The sequence below is a fragment of the Sphingobacterium puteale genome (genome assembly GCF_050986225.1).
GTDB lineage: Bacteria > Bacteroidota > Bacteroidia > Sphingobacteriales > Sphingobacteriaceae > Sphingobacterium > Sphingobacterium puteale.
In genome coordinates this window covers 2,790,156-2,809,116 of sequence record NZ_CP158959.1, presented here as the reverse complement: position 1 = coordinate 2,809,116, position 18,961 = coordinate 2,790,156, and the positions used below count along the sequence as shown (strand labels likewise).

Annotated in this window: 20 protein-coding genes; 14 read left to right on the top strand and 6 right to left on the bottom strand. The window is 40.6% G+C overall.

The genetic code is table 11. The annotated features are described in order from the left end of the window. The first annotated feature begins 130 nt into the window (after positions 1–130). The 7 genes from ABTV71_RS11800 to ABTV71_RS11770 all read left to right on the top strand — a co-directional run bounded on the left by ABTV71_RS11800 (position 131) and on the right by ABTV71_RS11770 (position 6,530). A complete protein-coding gene (locus tag ABTV71_RS11800; RefSeq protein WP_433903318.1) occupies positions 131–973 on the top strand; it encodes a DUF3347 domain-containing protein in 843 nt (280 codons plus the stop codon). A gap of 353 nt (positions 974–1,326) precedes the next feature. Continuing rightward, the gene (locus ABTV71_RS11795; RefSeq protein ID WP_433903317.1) at positions 1,327–2,259 is read left to right on the top strand and encodes a TIGR01777 family oxidoreductase; all 933 of its coding nucleotides are present in this window, start codon (positions 1,327–1,329) and stop codon (positions 2,257–2,259) included. 65 nt (positions 2,260–2,324) lie between these two features. Then, positions 2,325–3,185, top strand: a complete 861-nt coding sequence (locus ABTV71_RS11790; RefSeq protein WP_433903316.1) for a fumarylacetoacetate hydrolase family protein — start codon at positions 2,325–2,327, stop codon at positions 3,183–3,185. A 166-nt stretch (positions 3,186–3,351) separates the two neighbouring features. Further along, positions 3,352–4,371 carry a methionine ABC transporter ATP-binding protein gene (locus ABTV71_RS11785; RefSeq protein WP_121121990.1) on the top strand — a complete coding sequence of 340 codons (1,020 nt, stop codon included), beginning with the start codon at positions 3,352–3,354 and terminating at the stop codon, positions 4,369–4,371. Then, entirely contained in the window at positions 4,364–5,017 is a 654-nt protein-coding gene (metI, locus tag ABTV71_RS11780) for a methionine ABC transporter permease MetI (protein WP_121121988.1), read from the top strand. Before ABTV71_RS11785 ends, metI begins: the two co-directional genes overlap by 8 nt. Positions 5,018–5,267: 250 nt before the next feature. Then, on the top strand, positions 5,268–6,080 hold the full coding sequence (gene metQ, locus ABTV71_RS11775; protein ID WP_121122143.1) for a methionine ABC transporter substrate-binding lipoprotein MetQ: 813 nt from the start codon (positions 5,268–5,270) through the stop codon (positions 6,078–6,080). Beyond that, entirely contained in the window at positions 6,081–6,530 is a 450-nt protein-coding gene (locus tag ABTV71_RS11770; protein ID WP_245971257.1) for a YchJ family protein, read from the top strand. A 113-nt stretch (positions 6,531–6,643) separates the two neighbouring features. On the opposite strand, the gene ABTV71_RS11765 is transcribed toward ABTV71_RS11770, so the two are convergent. Next, positions 6,644–8,080, bottom strand: coding sequence for a dicarboxylate/amino acid:cation symporter (locus ABTV71_RS11765; RefSeq protein ID WP_433903315.1), 1,437 nt, complete (start codon positions 8,078–8,080; stop codon positions 6,644–6,646). Positions 8,081–8,255: 175 nt separating this feature from the next. After that, positions 8,256–8,606, bottom strand: coding sequence for a 4Fe-4S dicluster domain-containing protein (locus ABTV71_RS11760; RefSeq protein WP_046672889.1), 351 nt, complete (start codon positions 8,604–8,606; stop codon positions 8,256–8,258). 157 nt (positions 8,607–8,763) lie between these two features. Here ABTV71_RS11760 and ABTV71_RS11755 point away from each other — a divergent pair, with 157 nt between their 5' ends. The 6 genes from ABTV71_RS11755 to ABTV71_RS11730 all read left to right on the top strand — a co-directional run bounded on the left by ABTV71_RS11755 (position 8,764) and on the right by ABTV71_RS11730 (position 13,490). Next, the gene (locus tag ABTV71_RS11755) at positions 8,764–9,777 is read left to right on the top strand and encodes an acyl-CoA reductase (RefSeq protein WP_121121984.1); all 1,014 of its coding nucleotides are present in this window, start codon (positions 8,764–8,766) and stop codon (positions 9,775–9,777) included. 55 nt (positions 9,778–9,832) lie between these two features. Next, positions 9,833–10,036, top strand: coding sequence for a fructose-6-phosphate aldolase (locus ABTV71_RS11750; protein WP_121121982.1), 204 nt, complete (start codon positions 9,833–9,835; stop codon positions 10,034–10,036). Between the two features lie 5 nt (positions 10,037–10,041). Then, on the top strand, positions 10,042–10,722 hold the full coding sequence (locus tag ABTV71_RS11745; RefSeq protein ID WP_108631978.1) for a cell division ATP-binding protein FtsE: 681 nt from the start codon (positions 10,042–10,044) through the stop codon (positions 10,720–10,722). Positions 10,723–10,880: 158 nt separating this feature from the next. After that, entirely contained in the window at positions 10,881–11,429 is a 549-nt protein-coding gene (locus ABTV71_RS11740; RefSeq protein WP_121121980.1) for a nucleotide exchange factor GrpE, read from the top strand. Between the two features lie 10 nt (positions 11,430–11,439). Further along, a complete protein-coding gene (gene dnaJ, locus ABTV71_RS11735; RefSeq protein ID WP_121121978.1) occupies positions 11,440–12,594 on the top strand; it encodes a molecular chaperone DnaJ in 1,155 nt (384 codons plus the stop codon). Between the two features lie 308 nt (positions 12,595–12,902). Next, positions 12,903–13,490 carry an outer membrane beta-barrel protein gene (locus tag ABTV71_RS11730; protein ID WP_121121976.1) on the top strand — a complete coding sequence of 196 codons (588 nt, stop codon included), beginning with the start codon at positions 12,903–12,905 and terminating at the stop codon, positions 13,488–13,490. Between the two features lie 61 nt (positions 13,491–13,551). Here the strand turns inward: ABTV71_RS11730 and ABTV71_RS11725 are convergent, their stop codons facing one another. Beyond that, the gene (locus tag ABTV71_RS11725; protein WP_433903314.1) at positions 13,552–14,325 is read right to left on the bottom strand and encodes an NlpC/P60 family protein; all 774 of its coding nucleotides are present in this window, start codon (positions 14,323–14,325) and stop codon (positions 13,552–13,554) included. Positions 14,326–14,398: 73 nt separating this feature from the next. On the opposite strand from ABTV71_RS11725, the gene ABTV71_RS11720 reads away from it, so the two are divergent. Beyond that, positions 14,399–14,872: a universal stress protein gene (locus ABTV71_RS11720; RefSeq protein WP_121121972.1), complete on the top strand. Its 474-nt coding sequence runs from the start codon at positions 14,399–14,401 to the stop codon at positions 14,870–14,872. 91 nt (positions 14,873–14,963) lie between these two features. On the opposite strand, the gene ABTV71_RS11715 is transcribed toward ABTV71_RS11720, so the two are convergent. The 3 genes from ABTV71_RS11715 to guaA are packed head-to-tail and all read right to left on the bottom strand — an operon-like array spanning position 14,964 to position 18,937. Continuing rightward, the gene (locus ABTV71_RS11715) at positions 14,964–16,139 is read right to left on the bottom strand and encodes an RsmB/NOP family class I SAM-dependent RNA methyltransferase (RefSeq protein ID WP_433903313.1); all 1,176 of its coding nucleotides are present in this window, start codon (positions 16,137–16,139) and stop codon (positions 14,964–14,966) included. Between the two features lie 7 nt (positions 16,140–16,146). Next, positions 16,147–17,430 carry an ABC transporter substrate-binding protein gene (locus tag ABTV71_RS11710; RefSeq protein WP_433903312.1) on the bottom strand — a complete coding sequence of 428 codons (1,284 nt, stop codon included), beginning with the start codon at positions 17,428–17,430 and terminating at the stop codon, positions 16,147–16,149. Next, a complete protein-coding gene (guaA, locus tag ABTV71_RS11705; protein ID WP_121121966.1) occupies positions 17,387–18,937 on the bottom strand; it encodes a glutamine-hydrolyzing GMP synthase in 1,551 nt (516 codons plus the stop codon). Before guaA ends, ABTV71_RS11710 begins: the two co-directional genes overlap by 44 nt. Positions 18,938–18,961 lie beyond the last annotated feature (24 nt).

Sequence of the window (18,961 nt, the reverse complement as noted above, 5' to 3'; positions counted from 1 at the left end):
TAGAAAATGGAGCTTCATTAAAAATGAGTCCCCCATCGGTAAAAAAGAATTAAGAACCTGTCCATGCCGATCAAGTAGACCGATCGCATTCCGCAGGAATCTATAAATGTTTTTCAAAAAACTAAAACAAATGAAATTACTTAAAAATATCATAGCAATTTGCCTTTTATCCAGCAGTCTATACAGCCATGCACAAAATACAGCCATGACAACGCAAACCGTGAAAATTAGTGGCAACTGTGGTATGTGTAAAAAAACGATAGAAAAAGCCGGAAACTCAGCGGATTCCAAAGTAGATTGGAACGAGGATAACCAGACAGCAAAGGTATCTTTTAATGCTGAGAAAACCTCTTTGGACGCGGTGCTGAAAAACATTGCACTAGCAGGTTATGACAATGAAAAATACCTAGCTCCGACAACGACTTATGCCGAGCTACATGGATGTTGTCAATACGACCGAACATTGAGCGCTCCACCAGCAAACCCAGAAAATACCCCTGAAAATAAAGAAGAAAGCAGCGGAAATTCATCTGTCGCTAAGGCGGGTAACTTTCAGCCCATTTACGATCAGTATTTCGTATTGAAAGACGCCCTTATTGCTGCTGATCATAAAGCTGTCACAGCAGGCGCTACAAAACTTTCAAACCTGCTAACCACGTTAAAATCGACATCCTTGACAACTACTGAACAACAGGTATGGAAAGCACAGGCAAATACGTTGGCACAACACAGCAAGGCGCTGCAGAACGCAAAGGATCTTGCAAAACAACGTTTGGCATTTGTATCGCTTTCCGAGGAGGTTTATAAACTGGCAAAAAGTTCCAAACCAGCACTTCCCGTTTATCAACAAAAATGTCCCATGTTTAACGGTGGCAAAGGAGCGACCTGGTTAAGTCTCAATAAAGAGGTCAAAAATCCATATTATGGCGCTCAAATGTTAACATGTGGAAGTACAATCCAAACAATACAATAAACGAGACGAAATGCGATACAACAGGTTCGCATGCGCTGCATGCGAACCTGTTTTTTTTTGACGATCTGCTTTTATTTAGCGCCATCTTTTCAGGACGATTTCGCTTTATTCCGCCTGTTTAACTGTCGGAAAGGATATCCGGTAGATTCCGCCAGCTACGTTTCCCCTCTTGAGCCTCCCGCCTTAGAAAGGAACTGTAAATAACAAAACAAAAACTAAAATTTTTAAAGGATAAACCTTAAAATATACCTTCTTTTATTGATTCAAAATAGTATATTAGAAGGAGTATCGCGCTGATTATCCAATAAGGTAGTAGTAAAGATATCGTGATCAAATTAAGATGAGATTAATCCATGGAAAAAGTAATCATTACAGGGGGAACGGGTGCTATTGGCCTTCATTTGACCAAATTATTGGTCGCCAACTTCTATGAAGTGATCATCTTCACTAGGGATCCAAAGGCTTTCCCGGCCCAACCGCATGTACGCTATGTTCATTGGGATCCCAAAAAACAGGTTATCGATATAAGATCGATCCAGGAAGCGGATTATATCATCAATTTAGCTGGCGCCAACCTCAATGGATCACGATGGACCAAGGCATACCAACAAGAAATTATATCAAGTCGCGTAGAAAGCGGACAATTGCTGTATCAGACATTAAAACAGGTTCCAAACCAGGTAAAAACTGTTATATCAGCGTCAGCAACCGGATGGTATGGTGCCGATGACAGTTATCAGAAAAAACCCTTCGAAGAGGGAGATCCCCAAGGTGGTGATTTTTTATCCTGGGTCTGTAATCTTTGGGAGGATAGTGTAAAACCAATTGAAACGCTCGGAAAAAGGCTTGTTGTCTTCCGATTTGCTGTAGTGATCAGCAAAGATCAGGGCTTACTAAAAGAAATCAACCAGCTACTCCGTTTTCGACTAAGCCCTATTTTGGGCTCGGGCAAACAGATGCTAAGCTGGATCCACATGGAAGACCTCGCCCGCATGCTGCTATTCGCAATACAAAACAATGCCCTCGCAGGCGTCTACAATGCATGCTCTTCCGATCCGATGCCCCTTGGCCAGTTCACCAAGCGGATTGCCAAACGCAGGTTTGGCATCGGCTACATTCCTTTTCCGGTACCTGCATTCCTGATCAAACTGCTCTTTGGAAAAAAAGGACAGGAAATGGTGCTCAACGGAACCTGGGTAAGTAACAAAAAAATACTGCAAGAAAAATTTCCTTTTAAATACCCCACTCTGGACAATAATTGTATAGATAATTTACACATCGGTTAATTGTTAATTGTTAATTCGCGTTAATTTCAGGCCTTTTCGGGACAAAATCCGTATATTTGCGGCTTATGAAGATTTTTAGATATGGCGCAAAGGGCTCCGAAAAGGCGGGAGTCATTTTAAATGAAAAGAAATATGATGTTTCGGAAGGAAATTTTCAATATAACCGTGATTTCTTTGCAAATACGGCAAATTTGGAAAAACTTCAAGCATATGTAGAACAGAATTACCACAACTTAAGAGAGATCGCTGCGGACGAGCGCATCGGCACTCCCTTAGAAGCTCCTTCCAAAATTCTTTGTGTGGGACTCAACTTCGACGATCACGTTAAGGAAACCAAATTGCAACAGGCCGCAGAACCTATTGTGTTCATGAAATCTGTTTCCGCTTTTAATGGACCTTTCGATGGTATTACGTTACCTAAAAATTCAGTGAAATCCGATTGGGAAACCGAGCTTGCCATCGTTATCGGTAAAAAAGCATCCTATGTTAGTGAAGAGGAAGCCCTTGATTATGTTTTTGGCTATGTGCTGCATAATGACGTCACCGAACGCGAGTTCCAGATTGAAAGAGGCGGTACCTGGGACAAGGGCAAAGGCTGCGATACATTTGCTCCAATTGGCCCGTTCATTGCCACAAAAGATGAAATTCAAGACGTCGATAATATGAGAATTTGGCTTAAATTAAATGGCGAACTTATGCAGGACGGTAACACCAGCGATTTCATCTATCGCGTGCCTAAGTTAATATCCTATCTAAGCCAGTTCATGTCCTTACTTCCAGGTGACATCATCTCAACCGGTTCACCGGCAGGTTCGGGTATGGGAAAATCCCCACAACGCTTCCTTCGCGATGGCGATATTATTGAATACGGTATAGAGGGACTCGGATCTGGGAAACAAGTGATATCTGCTCATCCCTTATCTTAACATCCTATCCTAAACGACCGATCTTTCCCGGCTTTAGTTTTTGCCCGGAAAGATCGGTTCAATGGCTATTTTTTCGTCATTTCATTGTAATTTATCAACCGCATTTGTGTACATTTATATCGACATCCACTTTGTTAACATAAATGCATAAATCCCTACAGGGTCAATGATTCAACTAAACAACATATCTAAATCATTCGAGGTTAAATCCAAACGAATAGATGCATTGAAGAGTCTCTCCCTATCCATTGCCAAAGGAGAAATATTTGGCGTTATAGGGGCCTCAGGCGCTGGGAAAAGCACGCTGATTCGTTGCGTCAATCTACTGGAAAGACCTGATACAGGTCAAGTCATTATTGAAAATGAGGACCTGATGTCCATGTCATCCAAGGATTTAATGATGAAACGAAGAAATATCGGTATGATCTTCCAACATTTCAATCTGTTGTCGTCACTGACAGTCTTTGAAAACATAGCTTTTCCATTGCAGCTGGAAGGTAGATCTAAGGCATTTATCCGCGAGAAAGTTTCGGCATTACTCAATCTAGTGGGACTGGAAGATAAGGCAGAGAGCTATCCGGCGAATTTATCTGGAGGACAAAAACAACGGGTGGCAATCGCTCGTGCACTGGCAAATGACCCCCATATCCTACTTTGTGACGAGGCTACCAGTGCACTGGATCCGGCCACGACGAAATCTATACTCAGTTTATTAAAAAAAATAAACAAGCAGCTGGGACTTACCATCTTACTGATCACCCATGAAATGGATGTGATCAAAAGGATATGTGATCAAGTGGCCGTACTGGATCAAGGACTTTTGATTGAAAGCGGATCCGTTGAAACCATTTTCGCCAACCCGCAACAAGAGACCACAAAAAGCTTTATCCAATCCTCTTTGCAGGTCGATATCCCTCTAAGTTTTCAGGAACGATTAAAAGATAAGGGTAATCCACTTGTCGAGATTTACATGGCTTCAAGTGGCGATTCCATTCCATTTATACAACAATTGGAACAACAATATCAGGTCAAAACAAATATTATAACCGCACAGATCGATTACGTTGGAGAAATGAAATTTGGTGTTATACTGGCCGAATTATCAGGTGACAGCGAACATATAATAGCTAGCCTCTCCTATTTAAAAGAACAGCATCCGCAAACTAAAATACTAGGTTATGTCTGATCAAGTACTGAATTTACTATTATCGGGAACGCTTGAAACGTTAATGATGACTTTCCTTTCAGGCTTCTTTGGCTTTGTAATCGGACTGCCACTGGGGATCTATCTATTCCTGACCAGAAAACATCAGCTGCTGGAAAACAAAACAATGCACCAGATTGTTTCGCTGCTAGTGAACGTGTTCCGGTCTATTCCATTCATTATTCTTATTGTATGGATGATTCCATTTACACGTCAGCTCGTAGGAACATCTATAGGCATGTCAGCAGCATTGGTCCCTTTAAGCATTGGCGCAGCTCCATTTATCGCACGCTTGGTGGAAAACAGCTTATTGGAAATTCCCCATGGATTAATTGAAGCCGCGAGGGCAATGGGCGCAAGTACCTGGCAGGTAGTCTTTAAAGTATTACTTCCCGAAGCCTTACCTTCGCTGGTCAACAATGCGACAATAACGTTAATTACACTTGTAGGCTATTCGGCTATGGGTGGCGCTGTCGGAGCGGGCGGACTGGGACAGATTGGTTATCAATACGGCTATGTCGGTTATGACACTTTCATCATGAATGCTGTACTAATTTTATTAATTTTAATTGTATTCCTGCTGCAATATACAGGCGATTACATATCAAAAAAAGTAAACCATCGCTAACATTAATTGTATCATATGAAACCATCATGATTTATTTGATCATACTGTAGAGTGAATAACCGAACAAAGCGAACTCATAAATACCGCTTAAAACATACACTCGAGGAATAAATCTGATAGCTTCATTACAAGTGAAACCACCGAAGGCAGCATGAACCGAGTGCAACGAGCTCATGAATACCATTGAAATAAACACTTATGAATAATGACTTAAAGGGAAAATTGATTAATGAATAAACAAATCAAACAGATGAAAAAATTGAACTATGCATTTGCAATCTTAGCCTTTAGTCTGACGACTATTGTAGCTTGTAATAACAGGGAAAAGAAGGAAAATACCCTTAGGGTTGGTGTGGTAACAGGTCCTGAAAAGGAACTTGCTGAAACGGCTAAGAAAGTTGCAAAAGAAAAGTTCAATCTGGATGTGGAACTAATTTCTTTCAATGATTACGTTGTGCCGAATGAAGCCTTGAATCAAGGTGATATCGATGTCAATGTGTTTCAGCACCAGCCTTATCTACAGGAGCAGTCCAAACAACGTGGTTTTACCAAATTAACTATCGTGGGCAATACGTTTGTATTCCCGATTGTCGCCTATTCCAAAAAGATCAAAACCATCACCGAGCTTCAGCCTGGCGCGACTATCGCTATCCCAAATGACCCTACAAACGGCGGACGCTCGCTATTACTTCTCCAGCGTGAGGGGATTATCGGTTTAAAGGAGAATGTGGGCATACAACCAAAAGTGACAGATATTGTCAGCAATCCGAAGCAGATCAAATTCATTGAGATGGAAGCTCCACAGTTACCCCGCGTACTAGATGATCCTCAGGTTGCAATAGCGATCATCAATAATAGCTTTGCTTCACAGGCCGGATTGGACCCTGAAAAACAGGGATTGTTTACAGAAGATAAAGAATCTCCTTATGTCAACTTAATCGTTGCGCGGGCAGATAATAAAAATGACGAAAAAGTACAGCAGTTTATACAATCTTATCAATCTCCGGAAGTAGAAGCAACAGCGAAAAAGGTGTTTAAAAACGGTGCCATTAAAGGCTGGTAAATGCTAAAAATTATGATTGAAACACCCTACTCTTGCCCTTGTGGCTCAGGACTGACTTTTGCGGAATGCTGTCGCCAAGTGCACAGCAACCATACCAAAGCAACTACTGCCGAAGCACTTATGCGGGCACGCTACAGTGCTTTTGCTGTAGGAAACATTGACTTTTTATACAACACATTCCACCCGACCACACGAAGATTCCAGCACAGGGATGCGATTCAGCAATGGGCACAGGAAAATAAGTGGATGCAGCTCAATATACTGAAAGCAACATCTTCCACGGTAGAGTTTGAAGCGCATTATTTGGATTCGGCGCTGCAAGTACAGATTCATCATGAAAAGTCTACATTTAAACAACAAGGCGACCTCTGGTATTATGTAGATGGGCGGGTAGTCAGCTTCGATCAATCAGCAAAACCTTCACGCACTTATAAAGCACCAACACGATGAAACCAACTGAAGATTCTTGCTGACCAATAGAAAACAGACACATTGAGAAAAAAAAGCGGCTCCAACACACAATGCGTTGGAGCCGCTTTTTTATAAGTCAATTGGTATATCAATTAAACCAATTCTTCGGTATCTTCCCGGTAAGGTGCTTCTTCATCAAATTCACCCTCCCATTTAGCGACAACGACCGTTGCAAGACAGTTACCAACAACGTTAACTGAAGTACGTGCCATATCCATCAATTCATCTATACCCAAAATCGCGGCGATAACAAAGGTTGGCAGACCAAACTGATCAGCCGTTGCTATTAAGATAATTAAGGAAGCACGGGGCACTGCCGCAACTCCTTTGGAGGTAATCATTAATGTGAAGGCAATCATGAGCTGCTGTCCAAACGATAAGTGAATACCAGCTGCCTGCGCAACAAAAATTGCAGCCAGCGATAAATACAGCGAAGTACCGTCTAGGTTAAAGCTATAGCCTGTCGGGATAACAAATGAAACGATCTTACGCGGAACACCAAATTTCTCCATTGCGCTCATTGCTTTTGGCAAAGCAGCATCTGAACTTGTCGTGGCAAAAGCAATAGATACAGGTTCTTTGATGGCATTAATAAAACGTCTGACAGGAATCTTTAAGTAAAGTGCAACAGGAAGCAACACCAAAGTCAGAAAGCAAAACAATGCAAAATACAATGTTGCCAACAGCATAAATAGGTTTTTCAAAATATCAACACCAAGATGTCCTACCGTATAGGCCATTGCCGCTCCCACCCCAACCGGCGCAAAATACATAATGATATTCGTAAACTTAAACATTGTCTCAGACATACTTTCCGTAAAATCGACCAAAGGTTTCCGCTTCTTCTCATCGACCATTGCAAGCCCGATTCCGAATAGCACCGAAAAGACAACGATCTGTAGGACCTGATTATCGGCAACAGATTTTACGATATTTTCAGGAAAGAGATCTCGGATAAATGAAGTGAATTTGTAAACGGGATGTACATTATCAGGCAGCGATTTCAAGACATGTTCATCCATACTTTCTTTAGGCGCCGGTAGCTCCTCATGTGGCATATGTGCGACATCGACACCTATTCCTGCACGGGTCAGATTAATGGCACCCAAACCAATAAAAATAGCACAGGTCGTTGCACAGAAGAAATACAGCATAGATTTCCAGGCCATACGCCCTACCTGTTTCAGATCAGAGTGCCCAGCAATACCATAAACCAGTGTAGCAAAAAGAATAGGCCCTACAATTGTTTTCACCAGCTTGATGAAACCTTTGCTCAATGGCTGCAAAGAAATTGCCAGATTGGGAAAATCCAGACCAACAAAAATACCCAGGATCATACAGGTCAGAATCCAGGTGGTCAAATTTTTCTTATAAAGCGCATTCACAACCAAAATGGTGGCAACTATCCAACGGACAGCCATTAGAAATTCATGCGAAAAGCCTACAACATCAAATTCGTATAATACAGCAATGATACAAGCTAATGTAACTGTGATAAGGGTGATGTACCCTATTTTGGTTTTTAACATTTAAAAGATTTTAATGGTCAAAAGAACAAAAATAAAAAAATCCTATGCTTTTGCAAATATTATTATTTAAACAGCCCCTGTTTCACAACAAAATACCGATTTCACGAAAATGCCGGAGCATAAAAAAAGCAGGATAATTTCTTACCCTGCTTTATATTTTAACGGAATCAAAAAATTATTCCGCGTGTAACCAAGCTTTTTTCGCCAATAGCTCATCGTTAGACTCACGTACATCTTCGTCATCCACACAACAATCAACCGGACAAACAGCCGCACACTGGGGTTCGTCATGAAAACCTACGCACTCCGTACATTTATCTGAAACAATATAATAGACTTCATTTGAGATCGCTTCCTGTGATTCATTCGCATCCAGCGTAACGCCATCACCAAAATCTATAACACCATCTAAAGCAGTCCCATCTGAGAATTTCCAAGTTACACCAGCATCGTATATTGCATTATTTGGGCATTCTGGTTCGCAAGCACCACAGTTAATGCATTCGTCTGTAATTTTAATCGCCATTTATAACCTCACAATTATGATAAATAAACTATTTTTGCATTATCAATATGAAAACAAAGTCTGATTGTACAATAAGGCTAGTTGATTCACGTTGATTAATGTTAACAGCACAAATATAACACAAATTTGTGTATTCATCTTTTAAAAATTTAATATTTTGACAAAGCAACAACGAATAAATGCGTTTGTAAAACTGGGTGAACTGTTGAAAAAGCAGCCTGAAGATCTTGTTCAGATCATTCAACTGGCACAACATAAAAACCCTTGGTATACCCTAAAAAATATTGAAAACGCCCTACATGCGATTGCTTCCAACTTAACGGCAGAGCAGCTCAGTTACTGGTTACAAGACTATCCGGATAACGAATCAGCTAAAACAGTAGGCTTGATTCTCGCCGGAAATATTCCGCTGGTTGGTTTTCATGACATCCTTTGTGTATTAATCAGCGGATTTAAGGCAAAAATTAAAGTATCCTCCGATGACGCCGGTTTAACAACCTTTGTACTCAATCGTTTAAAACAAATCGAACCCGCTTTTGAAACCGCTTTTGAAATCGTAGATAAACTTAAAGACTTTGATCTCGTCATTGCGACCGGATCAAACAATACGGCCCGTTACTTTGATTATTATTTTGGAGTTAAGCCGCATATTATCCGACGTAACAGAAATAGTGTTGGCGTTATTACCGGTACGGAATCCGCTGCACAACTACAAGCTCTGGGACACGACATCTTCGATTATTTCGGACTCGGCTGTCGTTCCGTATCCAAAATTTTTGTCCCGAAAGGCTATAATGTTTCCCATTTTTTTGAAGGAATAGCAAATTTTAAAGATGTCTCCGAACACTATAAATACAATAACAATTACGACTATAATAAATCCATCTATCTGATCAATGGCGACAAGCATTTTGATAATGGGTTTCTATTGCTCAAACAGGATGAGCGTACAGCATCTCCGCTATCTGTCGTTTATTATGAAGAATACAACAGTCTTGGAGACGTCGAAAACGAGTTAAATCAACAGGCTGAAAACATCCAATGTGTGGTATCCGAAGTGCAATTGAATATTCAGTCACCAGTTTTTCATTTTGGTGAAAGTCAGTCTCCTGCTTTGGATGATTATGCAGATGGGATTAATACCTTAGACTTCTTATTTGCAAACCAGTAAGCTTCGGTTAATTTCGTAGTACGGAAATTGCATTAAAAATACTAACTTTGAAATCATGTATATCATTAAAGTAAGAGGTGTCGCCAAAATCCCCGACTATGTGCAGCTGCGAGATGATGCTTTCACCTTGTTGGCATATTTTAGAGTAGATCGGCCTGACAAATCGCTTGAAAAGATCGGATTAGGAGAAAAGGCAGAATATATCATGCAATTGGTCAAAGAAATGCCCTTTGGCCAAATTAAAAAATTAGAGTTTTAACGCCCATGATTGAAAATAAAGTAATTACATTAAAGAACGTTGATATCTTTCAACAGAAACATCTGGTATTATCCAATGTCAATTTAAGTATCGGCAAGGGAGAGTTTCTCTATCTTATCGGACAGTCTGGCAGTGGGAAAAGTAGTTTATTAAAAATCATCTATGGCGATTTATATATCGGCAATGGCGAAGGAATGATTGCTGGCTTTGATTTAAAGAAACTTCATGAAAATGATGTCCCCTATTTACGTAGGAAATTGGGAATTGTCTTTCAGGATTTTCATTTACTCTCAGACCGGACGATCGAGAAGAACTTGGAGTTTGCCTTAAAGGCGACGGGCTGGAAAGATAAAAAAATGATCGATGCACGTATTTTGGACGTCTTGGAAAAAGTAGGGCTCCGTTCCAAATTAAAAAAAATGCCCCATGAGCTTTCAGGTGGTGAACAACAACGGATTGTTATTGCTCGCGCACTATTGAATAATCCGGAGATCATTTTGGCGGACGAGCCTACGGGTAATCTGGATCCGGCGACGTCGGAAGAAATTGTCCTATTATTGCGCGACATTGCCAATTCTGGAACAGCAATTTTAATGGCTACTCACGATTATACCATTATTCGCAATATGCCATCCCGGATTATCAAAACTGGGGACGGTATTCTACAGGATGATGTCAGCATCTAAACGAAAAACTGACAGTTAAAAAGACATTTTTACAAATTCCGACAAATTGTTAGGCTTTTTTGGTAAAATCTGACAAGCTGTCGGAATTTTATTATTTGGCAAAAACTTTGACAAAAGAAGGTATAGTAAATTTTTGAATCTATTTTAGCATTGAAGATATGAATGAGCAAGATAATTATTATGATGAGAGTCAAGATCAAGTAGAAACTAATTCTTCTGATCAACAGGAGCAGCCTTCGGAAAATCAGGTAGAATTGTCTCCTGAAGAGAAGCTGGCAGCTGAATTGGCAGAGGCAAAGGATAAATACATTCGTCTATCTGCTGAATTTGACAATTACAGAAAACGTACGAGCAAAGAACGTGTTGAATTGATTCAATCAGCGGGAAAAGATGTGATCGGAAAGTTATTACCTACCTTGGATGATTTTGACCGTGCCTTAAATGCCATGGAAACTGCAACAGATGTGGTATCTGTCAAAACGGGAATGGATATAGTTAACAACAAACTAAGACAGACATTGTCTCAATTGGGGTTAAAAGAAATGGAAACGATCGGTCAGACATTTGACCCTGAATTGCAGGAAGCCATTACATCTATTCCAGCACCAACGGCAGATTTAAAAAATAAAGTAGTGGACGTTATCGAAAAAGGGTACTACCTAGGTGACAAAGTGATCCGTCACGCGAAAGTAGTTATAGGTCAATAATAGTAAGACGATGTCAAAAAGAGATTATTACGATATACTTGGTGTCGCGCGTTCAGCGGACGAGAAGGAGATTAAATCAGCCTATCGCAAATTAGCGATAAAATATCACCCGGATAAAAATCCCGGTGACCATGAAGCTGAGGAAAAATTTAAGGAAGCTGCTGAGGCATACGATATCTTGAGCAATCCACAAAAACGTCAACGCTACGACCAATTTGGTCACGCCGGTAATTCAGCAAGCGGTGGTTACGGTGGCGGTGGCATGAATATGGACGATATATTCAGTCAGTTCGGTGATATTTTTGGCGGCGGACATCCGTTCGAAAGCTTCTTTGGAGGTGGCGGGGGAGGTCAACGTGGAGGACGTCGCGTAGCGCGTGGAAGCAATTTACGTATTAAAGTTAAATTGACTCTTGAAGAAATCGCTAAAGGTGTTGAGAAAAAAGTTAAAGTAAACAAACAAGTTTCCTGTCATAGCTGTGATGGCACAGGAGCAAAAGATAAATCGTCTTTCCATACCTGTAAAACCTGTGGTGGCTCAGGATCAGTACGCAGAGTGACCAACACCATTTTGGGACAAATGCAAACCACCAGCACCTGCCCTACCTGTAATGGCGAAGGTGTTGAAATTACCGCAAAATGTACAACTTGTCGAGGTGAAGGATTAGAACGCGGTGAAGAAACAATTGCGATCAATATTCCTGCAGGAGTGAGCGAAGGAATGCAGCTCTCAATGAGCGGTAAGGGTAACGCAGCTCCGCGCGGTGGTATTCCGGGAGACCTGATCATATTAATCGAAGAAGTACCTCACGAAAGCTTAAAACGTGATGGCCTAAATGTCATTTATGATCTATACATTAATTTTGTGGACGCTACATTAGGTACTAGTGTAGAAGTGCCTACAATTGACGGAAAAGCCAAAATAAAAATTGAACCCGGAACGCAGGGGGGGAAAATATTACGTCTAAAAGGAAAAGGTATTCCCGAAGTTAATTCCTACCACAAAGGGGATCAACTTGTTTATGTGAATATCTGGACACCAAAAGCTGTATCCAGCGAAGAAAAAGAACTATTAAATAAACTCAAAGAATCGCCGAACTTCAAACCGCAACCTGGTAAAAGTGAGAAGTCATTCTTTGAACGCATAAAAGAATATTTCGAATAAAAAGTCGGATTAAACAACGACATGGAGAGTCCTATATCAATTGATATAGGACTTTTTTTGTTTTCTTACGTCAAATTGACAAATAATTACAAAAAGTCAACACTTTTCAAACATTGTTAAAACAATAAGAAATTTATAAAAAAAACATAAAATTTAATCAATTGAACTACTATAACTTACGATTTTAATAAAATATCTAGACAATATAGTGACAATAAAATAAAATAACTTTGCGATATTTGACTAATGAATTTAAAAAGTCAGAAAGTAATTACTGGCTCTAGAACAAACTATTAAAATAAAAAGACATGAAAAAAGTTTTACTTACATTAACTGCCATTGCAGGTTTAACAATTGCAGCAAACGCACAAACTGAAAAAGGAAAAATTATGGTTGGCGGTCAAGTTGGCTTCGAAACTTCAAAAGTTAAAGATACAGATCATAAAAATAATTCGTTTTCGATCAACCCAACTGTTGGCTATTTTGTCAGCGACAACTGGGCGGTAGGTACTGGTGTTGGTTACAATTGGAGAAAAAACGAAACTGATAAAAACAACAGTACTAAAGTTGATGCTTTTCAAGTAGCTCCATTCGTAAGAAAATACTCTGCTAATGGTCCATTAAGATTCTTTGCACAATTATCCGTACCAATGTCTTGGGGAAAAACTACAGCGGAAACAAATAACGCAAAAACAGAAACAAAATTCGAAAACTATGGCGTCGAATTGGCTCCGGGTTTGGCGTATTTCCCAACGAGCAAAATTGGTATCGAATTAAAGGTTAGAGGTTTATACTACAACTATAACAACAATAAAACTGATGATAGATCAACCAACACATTTGGGTTAGATGCGAACTCTTTAGCACCAACTTTAGGTGTACAATTCCACTTCTAATCGGTAGTTGATAAGAAAGAAAGAGGCTATAGGTACGGATACTTATAGCCTTTTTTCATCATTAGGTATAACGTTTAATAATTCGCAATTTATGGGAATAGCGATTTAGTTCCTGATTAAAAATACCTTCATTGTCCATCCGGTCAATACGTACTTTCGTGGAGGCATGAATAATGGTATCCCGATCCAGCATAATGCCTACATGGGTAATCCGTCCGTTTGCGTTGTCAAAATAAGCTAAATCCCCGACTTTAATTTCCGAAATAAAATCAACGGTCTCCCCGAGTTCTGCTTGCTGATACGCATCCCTCGGCAAAGCTATGCCAAAACAGCTGTAGATCAACTGCGAAAAACCAGAACAGTCTATTCCCCACTGAGAACGTCCACCCCATAAATAAGGTGCATCCTTATAGCTCATGGCCAGTTCGGCAACTTTAGTTTCAAAATCATCCCTGGAAAAGGAGTTGATACTGCCTTGGTAAGTCATATCCAGCTTCGCTACCCGAAACCGGCCTGCCTCACCCAAATAAAGCTTTGTTCCATGACAGAGGTATAGGCACTCTGTATCATTCTGAAGCAGACCTCCTTCTCTGCCGACCAGGCTTAGACCTGCCGCGAGATACTTCTCCATTTCCACAGGATCAAGTTCCCTAAATTGACCATTCTGAATCCAGCCCGGGTAAGCTGTCTCTAATAGCCTGATCGATGTCCAGTCTGCCTGTATTTCAAGAATTTCAAATAGTTCAGCAAACAACAGCTGGGAAACCATCTCACTCCGATGTGCCGGTTCCGCACGCAACGGAACAAGAGCTAATGTACAAATACCATATTTCATTGGCCAAATAAAACAAAATTGTCGAATATGTGATTATATATTATAAAACGAAGATAAATTAATTATAGTAGATATGGAGAATACAAATTTAAAATTCAAAAGAATACTCGTTGCAGTCGATGATGCTCCATGTTCAGAGAAAGCCATTCTCTATGCGAAGGAAATGGCTCAGGTATTTCATGCCTCAGTTGCGCTTGTCACGGTTATTCCGCCCACCTCACCGACTAATTTTGGAGCTGATCCCCTATTGGGCCAGCAACCGATCATTGTGCCGGAGGTATCCGAAATGGAACAGGAAAATGCGCAAAAATATCTCGAAAAATTAAGCCGCGAGTTTACGGAGTCAGAAGAAGTATATCTTTTCAATCGAATTGGATCCATCAAAGAAGAAATTCTTGCAGCTTCGCATGAATGGTCGGCAGATCTGATCATTATGGGTTCAAATGGACGAACTGGGTTCGACCATTTTATTTCAGGATCTGTATCTGAATCCGTTATCCGCAAAGCTACCTGTCCGGTACTGGTCATTCCTAGCAAGTGCGATTAACGGATCTGTCCGAATTGCAATGATCGAGATAAAATAAAGAGCCTATTCTTAGGAAAAGAATAAGCTCTTCGATATTTCTAGGCCAATCTGCTTATTTTTTGATCAACCGGGCGACAAACATACTATCCGCTCTTTCCTTATAGCCATCCAGGCAACGCATGCTCTCCAGTTCAAACCCCAAATTATTTAAGATGTAATCCACCACCTCTTCATTCTCAGCTTTAAATATCGAGCAGGTAATATAGATCAGTGGCTTCCCCTCTTTCACATAACCGGCGACGTGACTTGCAATTTTCTTTTGCAATGTGCTAAACTCCTCGATCTTGACGGTTTTGAACTGCCGGATCATCTCTGGTGTGCGCCCCCAGGTCCCGGAACCCGTACAGGGAGCATCCAATAATACCCCGTCAAATTTTTCATTGCCCAATATGGGATATGGGTCTTTTGTCAGGTCCAGTATTTTCTTTCGGTAATGCTTAATTCCAGCCAGGTCAAATCGCTCATCCAGATTTCGAAGAATGCTCATACGAAGATCCGATACCAATAGGTTTATCGAGGGACAGGCATCCATTAACAAAAGAGATTTACCACCGGATGCTGCGCAAGCATCCCACCAGAATTCCCTTTCCCCCGGTTTCATAAATGCAAGTGTACGCTGCGAAGATAGATCCTGCACTTCAACAAGTCCTTCCAACGTGGAAAATCGATGCAATGAGGTACCATTCGCTAAAGCGACAGTCTGATCGTCCAATTCATGATAGGGAATCCTGTTTTCGTCCAAAATCGCATGTACTATTTTATTTTTACCTCTTTTTATTCGAATATAGAGATGTGGTTGTACCAGTTGGCTCTCCAAAAAAAGTTTGGTATCAATCTGGGGCGAAAAATGTGCAGTAAATGGAAATAGATCCTCACTTTTTAGTAGTCCTTCAGATTCTAGAAAAGCAATCTTTTCCTCTATGGATAAACCCAGCTTTTCAAGATATTCAGGTTCAAGTAAGTTAACCAATGGGCTGTCTTTTTCACATAAAAACTCAGCAAGGACCAGTCGTCGCTGCTGTGACAACTGTGGGGCCGCTGCTCCCAAACGAAAATAGTTATAGCACAAACGGGAAGTAGACTTTCGATCCGAGGATCCCATCTGTTTATTTTCCTTAAAAAAAGTCGTCAAATATCGTGAAAATGGCTGATCTCCCTCAAAACCATCCATTGCACGCTCAAAATTACGTATTTGTTGGTAAATACGTTTTTCAGTAAATTCAGCCATTCAAGGATTATTTTCTTTCAAATTTCCTGTTGTGATAGACCATTATCCCTAAAGCTCTATTGGCATAGCCCCATTTTGGATAAAACTCAAATTTATAATCGCTATTGAGCCCTGAAAATTTTTCCTGCGTGATATGACTTACATAGTCAACACCATATTTATGGAGCAAACGCCCAAAATAAACAGCTGCATCATAGCCCTTATAGGAAAACTCTGAAGGATCGACTTTATACAGCAATTTATAATTTGCTATAAACTTTCTAGTATCACCATCCGATTCATCGGCCAGACTCGAAGACGTAATCGTCAAGCCATAAAAGTCCATATTTTCAAAATTTTCGAAAGAAAGCTTCGAAAAGTTTGGATGTCCATACAATTTAAATTGATTACCGGGGTTCAAGAAACGCTCATCCATAGCATCCAACAATCCTTTGACGAGATTCTTATTCGCAGTTCCTGACACAACATGATTCGTACCTGCGAGTACAAGACTATTATTGAGTTCATTGATGCTCATCACTGTTTTTATCTTTGCCTGCGCATTTGCCTTTGTAACTTCATTGGCAAAATTAACCAAAAACTGTTTGCTCTCATCATCACCGGCATCATAGATCAAAATCTGATCGCCAGTATAATACTGGTCGGCAATGTATTTTGCCAAGGTTTCAGCATGCGTCCGTATCGACGGTGTCATGGACACAAGGTTGGGCAGGCTAAATTCTGAAGCCATCGTTGCTGCCAATGGAGAAACCTGAAGAACATTTTTGTTGGCAAAAGTCTGCGCAAAACTTCGAATTTCCCTTGGATAGACAGGCCCGACAACAAGCGCGGCATCCTTTACTGCCGCCGCCGTTCCCAACGACGCATTATAGGCAACATTATCGCGCGAGTCGATAACCTGCAAATCAAAAAGCATTCCGTCTTTAGCGATCTTATCCAGACCTAATTGAAAACCTTGGTAAAAATCCAGAGCCAGAGCAGAACGCTCGACATCTTCTGTAGTCACCGTTTTAGCAATACTATTTAATTCAAACGGCAAAAGTAGTGCAATTTTATTGTTCTTAACCGAATGGCCATTTACATTTTGCACATCACCTACCTTTATGGCAGGCTTATCTTTCTCACTGTTTGGTTTAGTGGCATCAGTTTGCTGTTCGCCCCGACTAGAAGAGGGCGAACGCAATACTGTGCTTTTTTTGGTTGTACAACTCGCTAAGCATAATGCCACGAGTGCTGCAACCCATATTTTATTCCCACTCAATCGTAGCGGGTGGTTTTGAACTGATATCATATACAACTCTGTTAATTCCTTTCACATGGTTGATAATTTCATTTGAAATTTTTGCCAACAGGTCATATGGTAGATGTATCCAATCTGCAGTCATCCCATCAAGCGATCCTACAGCTCTTAAACTCACGACATGTTCGTAAGTACGTTCATCACCCATTACACCAACTGAACGTACAGGTAAAAAGATCGTACCAGCTTGCCATACTTTATCATACCAACCGGATTCTTTCAAATTATTGATAAAGATTGCGTCTGCTTCCTGAACAATTCTTACTCTTTCCGCAGTAATATCACCTAAAATACGAATGGCCAAACCCGGTCCCGGGAATGGATGTCTGCCCAAAATCGCCTGATCTACCTCTAATGCCCTACCAACTCTTCTGACCTCATCTTTGAATAACGTCTTCAATGGTTCAACAACTTTCAACTTCATAAAATCAGGCAAACCGCCTACATTATGATGTGATTTTATGGTTGCTGAAGGTCCTTTAACCGAAACCGATTCAATAATATCAGGATAAATTGTACCTTGCCCCAACCACTTGGCTTCAATTCCTTCTGGTAATTCTTTTTGAATTTCCTTCGCAGCTTCGTCAAACACATCAATAAAGGAATTACCGATGATCTTACGCTTCTCCTCAGGTTCAGAAACGCCTGCCAAACGACCATAGAATAAGTCTTTTGCATTAATTCCCTTAATATTTAAACCCATATTTTTGTAAGAATCCAATACTTGCTCGTATTCATCTTTACGAAGCAAGCCATGATCCACGAAAATACAATGTAATTTCTGTCCGATTGCGTGGTGTAATAAAACTGCAGCAACAGTAGAATCTACACCACCGGATAATGCCATGATCACATGGTCATCACCCAGCTGTTCTTTCAATGATGCTACGGTTGTCTCCACAAATGCATCTGGAGTCCAGTCCTGCGTGCAACCACAGATCCCGACAACAAAATTTTTCAATAAAATGGCACCATCCGTGCTATGTGTTACTTCTGGATGAAACTGTATACCATAAGTACGTGTGCCTTTTACCTGGTAAGCTGCTACGCGTACTTTATCTGTACTGGCAATGATATCAAAGTTTGCCGGCACCTCCTTAATCGTGTCGCCATGCGACATCCATACCTGAGATTGTACGGGTACGCCTGCCAACAATTCATTTTCACTATTGAGAAATTGCAGATTTGCACGACCATATTCACGGATTTCAGATGGCAGTACATCTCCACCCGATTTTTGAGCAATATACTGTGCACCATAACACACTCCTAAAAGAGGAAATCGCTCCTGAATAGCGAAAAAATCAATTTGAGGCGCATCCTCTTGTCGAACCGAAAAGGGGCTTCCGGAGAATATAACTCCTTTCACAGATTCGTCAAAATCTGGCAATTTATTAAACGGGTGTATCTCACAATACACATTTAGTTCTCTGACACGTCTTGCAATTAATTGCGTGTACTGAGACCCGAAGTCTAGAATGATAATTTTTTCTGGCATGCTGCAAAGGTAAGTATTACGAAT

Excerpts from the sequence above, each read along its gene's own strand:
- ABTV71_RS11795 (WP_433903317.1), top strand. The coding sequence starts at position 1,327 with ATGGAAAAAGTAATCATTACAGGGGGAACGGGTGCTATTGGCCTTCAT.
- ABTV71_RS11740 (WP_121121980.1), top strand. The coding sequence starts at position 10,881 with ATGAATGAGCAAGATAATTATTATGATGAGAGTCAAGATCAAGTAGAA.
- ABTV71_RS11800 (WP_433903318.1), top strand. The coding sequence starts at position 131 with ATGAAATTACTTAAAAATATCATAGCAATTTGCCTTTTATCCAGCAGT.
- ABTV71_RS11725 (WP_433903314.1), bottom strand. The coding sequence starts at position 14,325 with ATGAAATATGGTATTTGTACATTAGCTCTTGTTCCGTTGCGTGCGGAA.
- ABTV71_RS11710 (WP_433903312.1), bottom strand. The coding sequence starts at position 17,430 with ATGATATCAGTTCAAAACCACCCGCTACGATTGAGTGGGAATAAAATA.
- ABTV71_RS11770 (WP_245971257.1), top strand. The coding sequence starts at position 6,081 with ATGCTAAAAATTATGATTGAAACACCCTACTCTTGCCCTTGTGGCTCA.
- ABTV71_RS11745 (WP_108631978.1), top strand. The coding sequence starts at position 10,042 with ATGATTGAAAATAAAGTAATTACATTAAAGAACGTTGATATCTTTCAA.
- ABTV71_RS11720 (WP_121121972.1), top strand. The coding sequence starts at position 14,399 with ATGGAGAATACAAATTTAAAATTCAAAAGAATACTCGTTGCAGTCGAT.
- ABTV71_RS11790 (WP_433903316.1), top strand. The coding sequence starts at position 2,325 with ATGAAGATTTTTAGATATGGCGCAAAGGGCTCCGAAAAGGCGGGAGTC.
- metQ (WP_121122143.1), top strand. The coding sequence starts at position 5,268 with ATGAAAAAATTGAACTATGCATTTGCAATCTTAGCCTTTAGTCTGACG.
- ABTV71_RS11715 (WP_433903313.1), bottom strand. The coding sequence starts at position 16,139 with ATGGCTGAATTTACTGAAAAACGTATTTACCAACAAATACGTAATTTT.
- ABTV71_RS11765 (WP_433903315.1), bottom strand. The coding sequence starts at position 8,080 with ATGTTAAAAACCAAAATAGGGTACATCACCCTTATCACAGTTACATTA.
- ABTV71_RS11760 (WP_046672889.1), bottom strand. The coding sequence starts at position 8,606 with ATGGCGATTAAAATTACAGACGAATGCATTAACTGTGGTGCTTGCGAA.
- dnaJ (WP_121121978.1), top strand. The coding sequence starts at position 11,440 with ATGTCAAAAAGAGATTATTACGATATACTTGGTGTCGCGCGTTCAGCG.
- guaA (WP_121121966.1), bottom strand. The coding sequence starts at position 18,937 with ATGCCAGAAAAAATTATCATTCTAGACTTCGGGTCTCAGTACACGCAA.
- ABTV71_RS11750 (WP_121121982.1), top strand. The coding sequence starts at position 9,833 with ATGTATATCATTAAAGTAAGAGGTGTCGCCAAAATCCCCGACTATGTG.
- ABTV71_RS11785 (WP_121121990.1), top strand. The coding sequence starts at position 3,352 with ATGATTCAACTAAACAACATATCTAAATCATTCGAGGTTAAATCCAAA.
- ABTV71_RS11730 (WP_121121976.1), top strand. The coding sequence starts at position 12,903 with ATGAAAAAAGTTTTACTTACATTAACTGCCATTGCAGGTTTAACAATT.
- metI (WP_121121988.1), top strand. The coding sequence starts at position 4,364 with ATGTCTGATCAAGTACTGAATTTACTATTATCGGGAACGCTTGAAACG.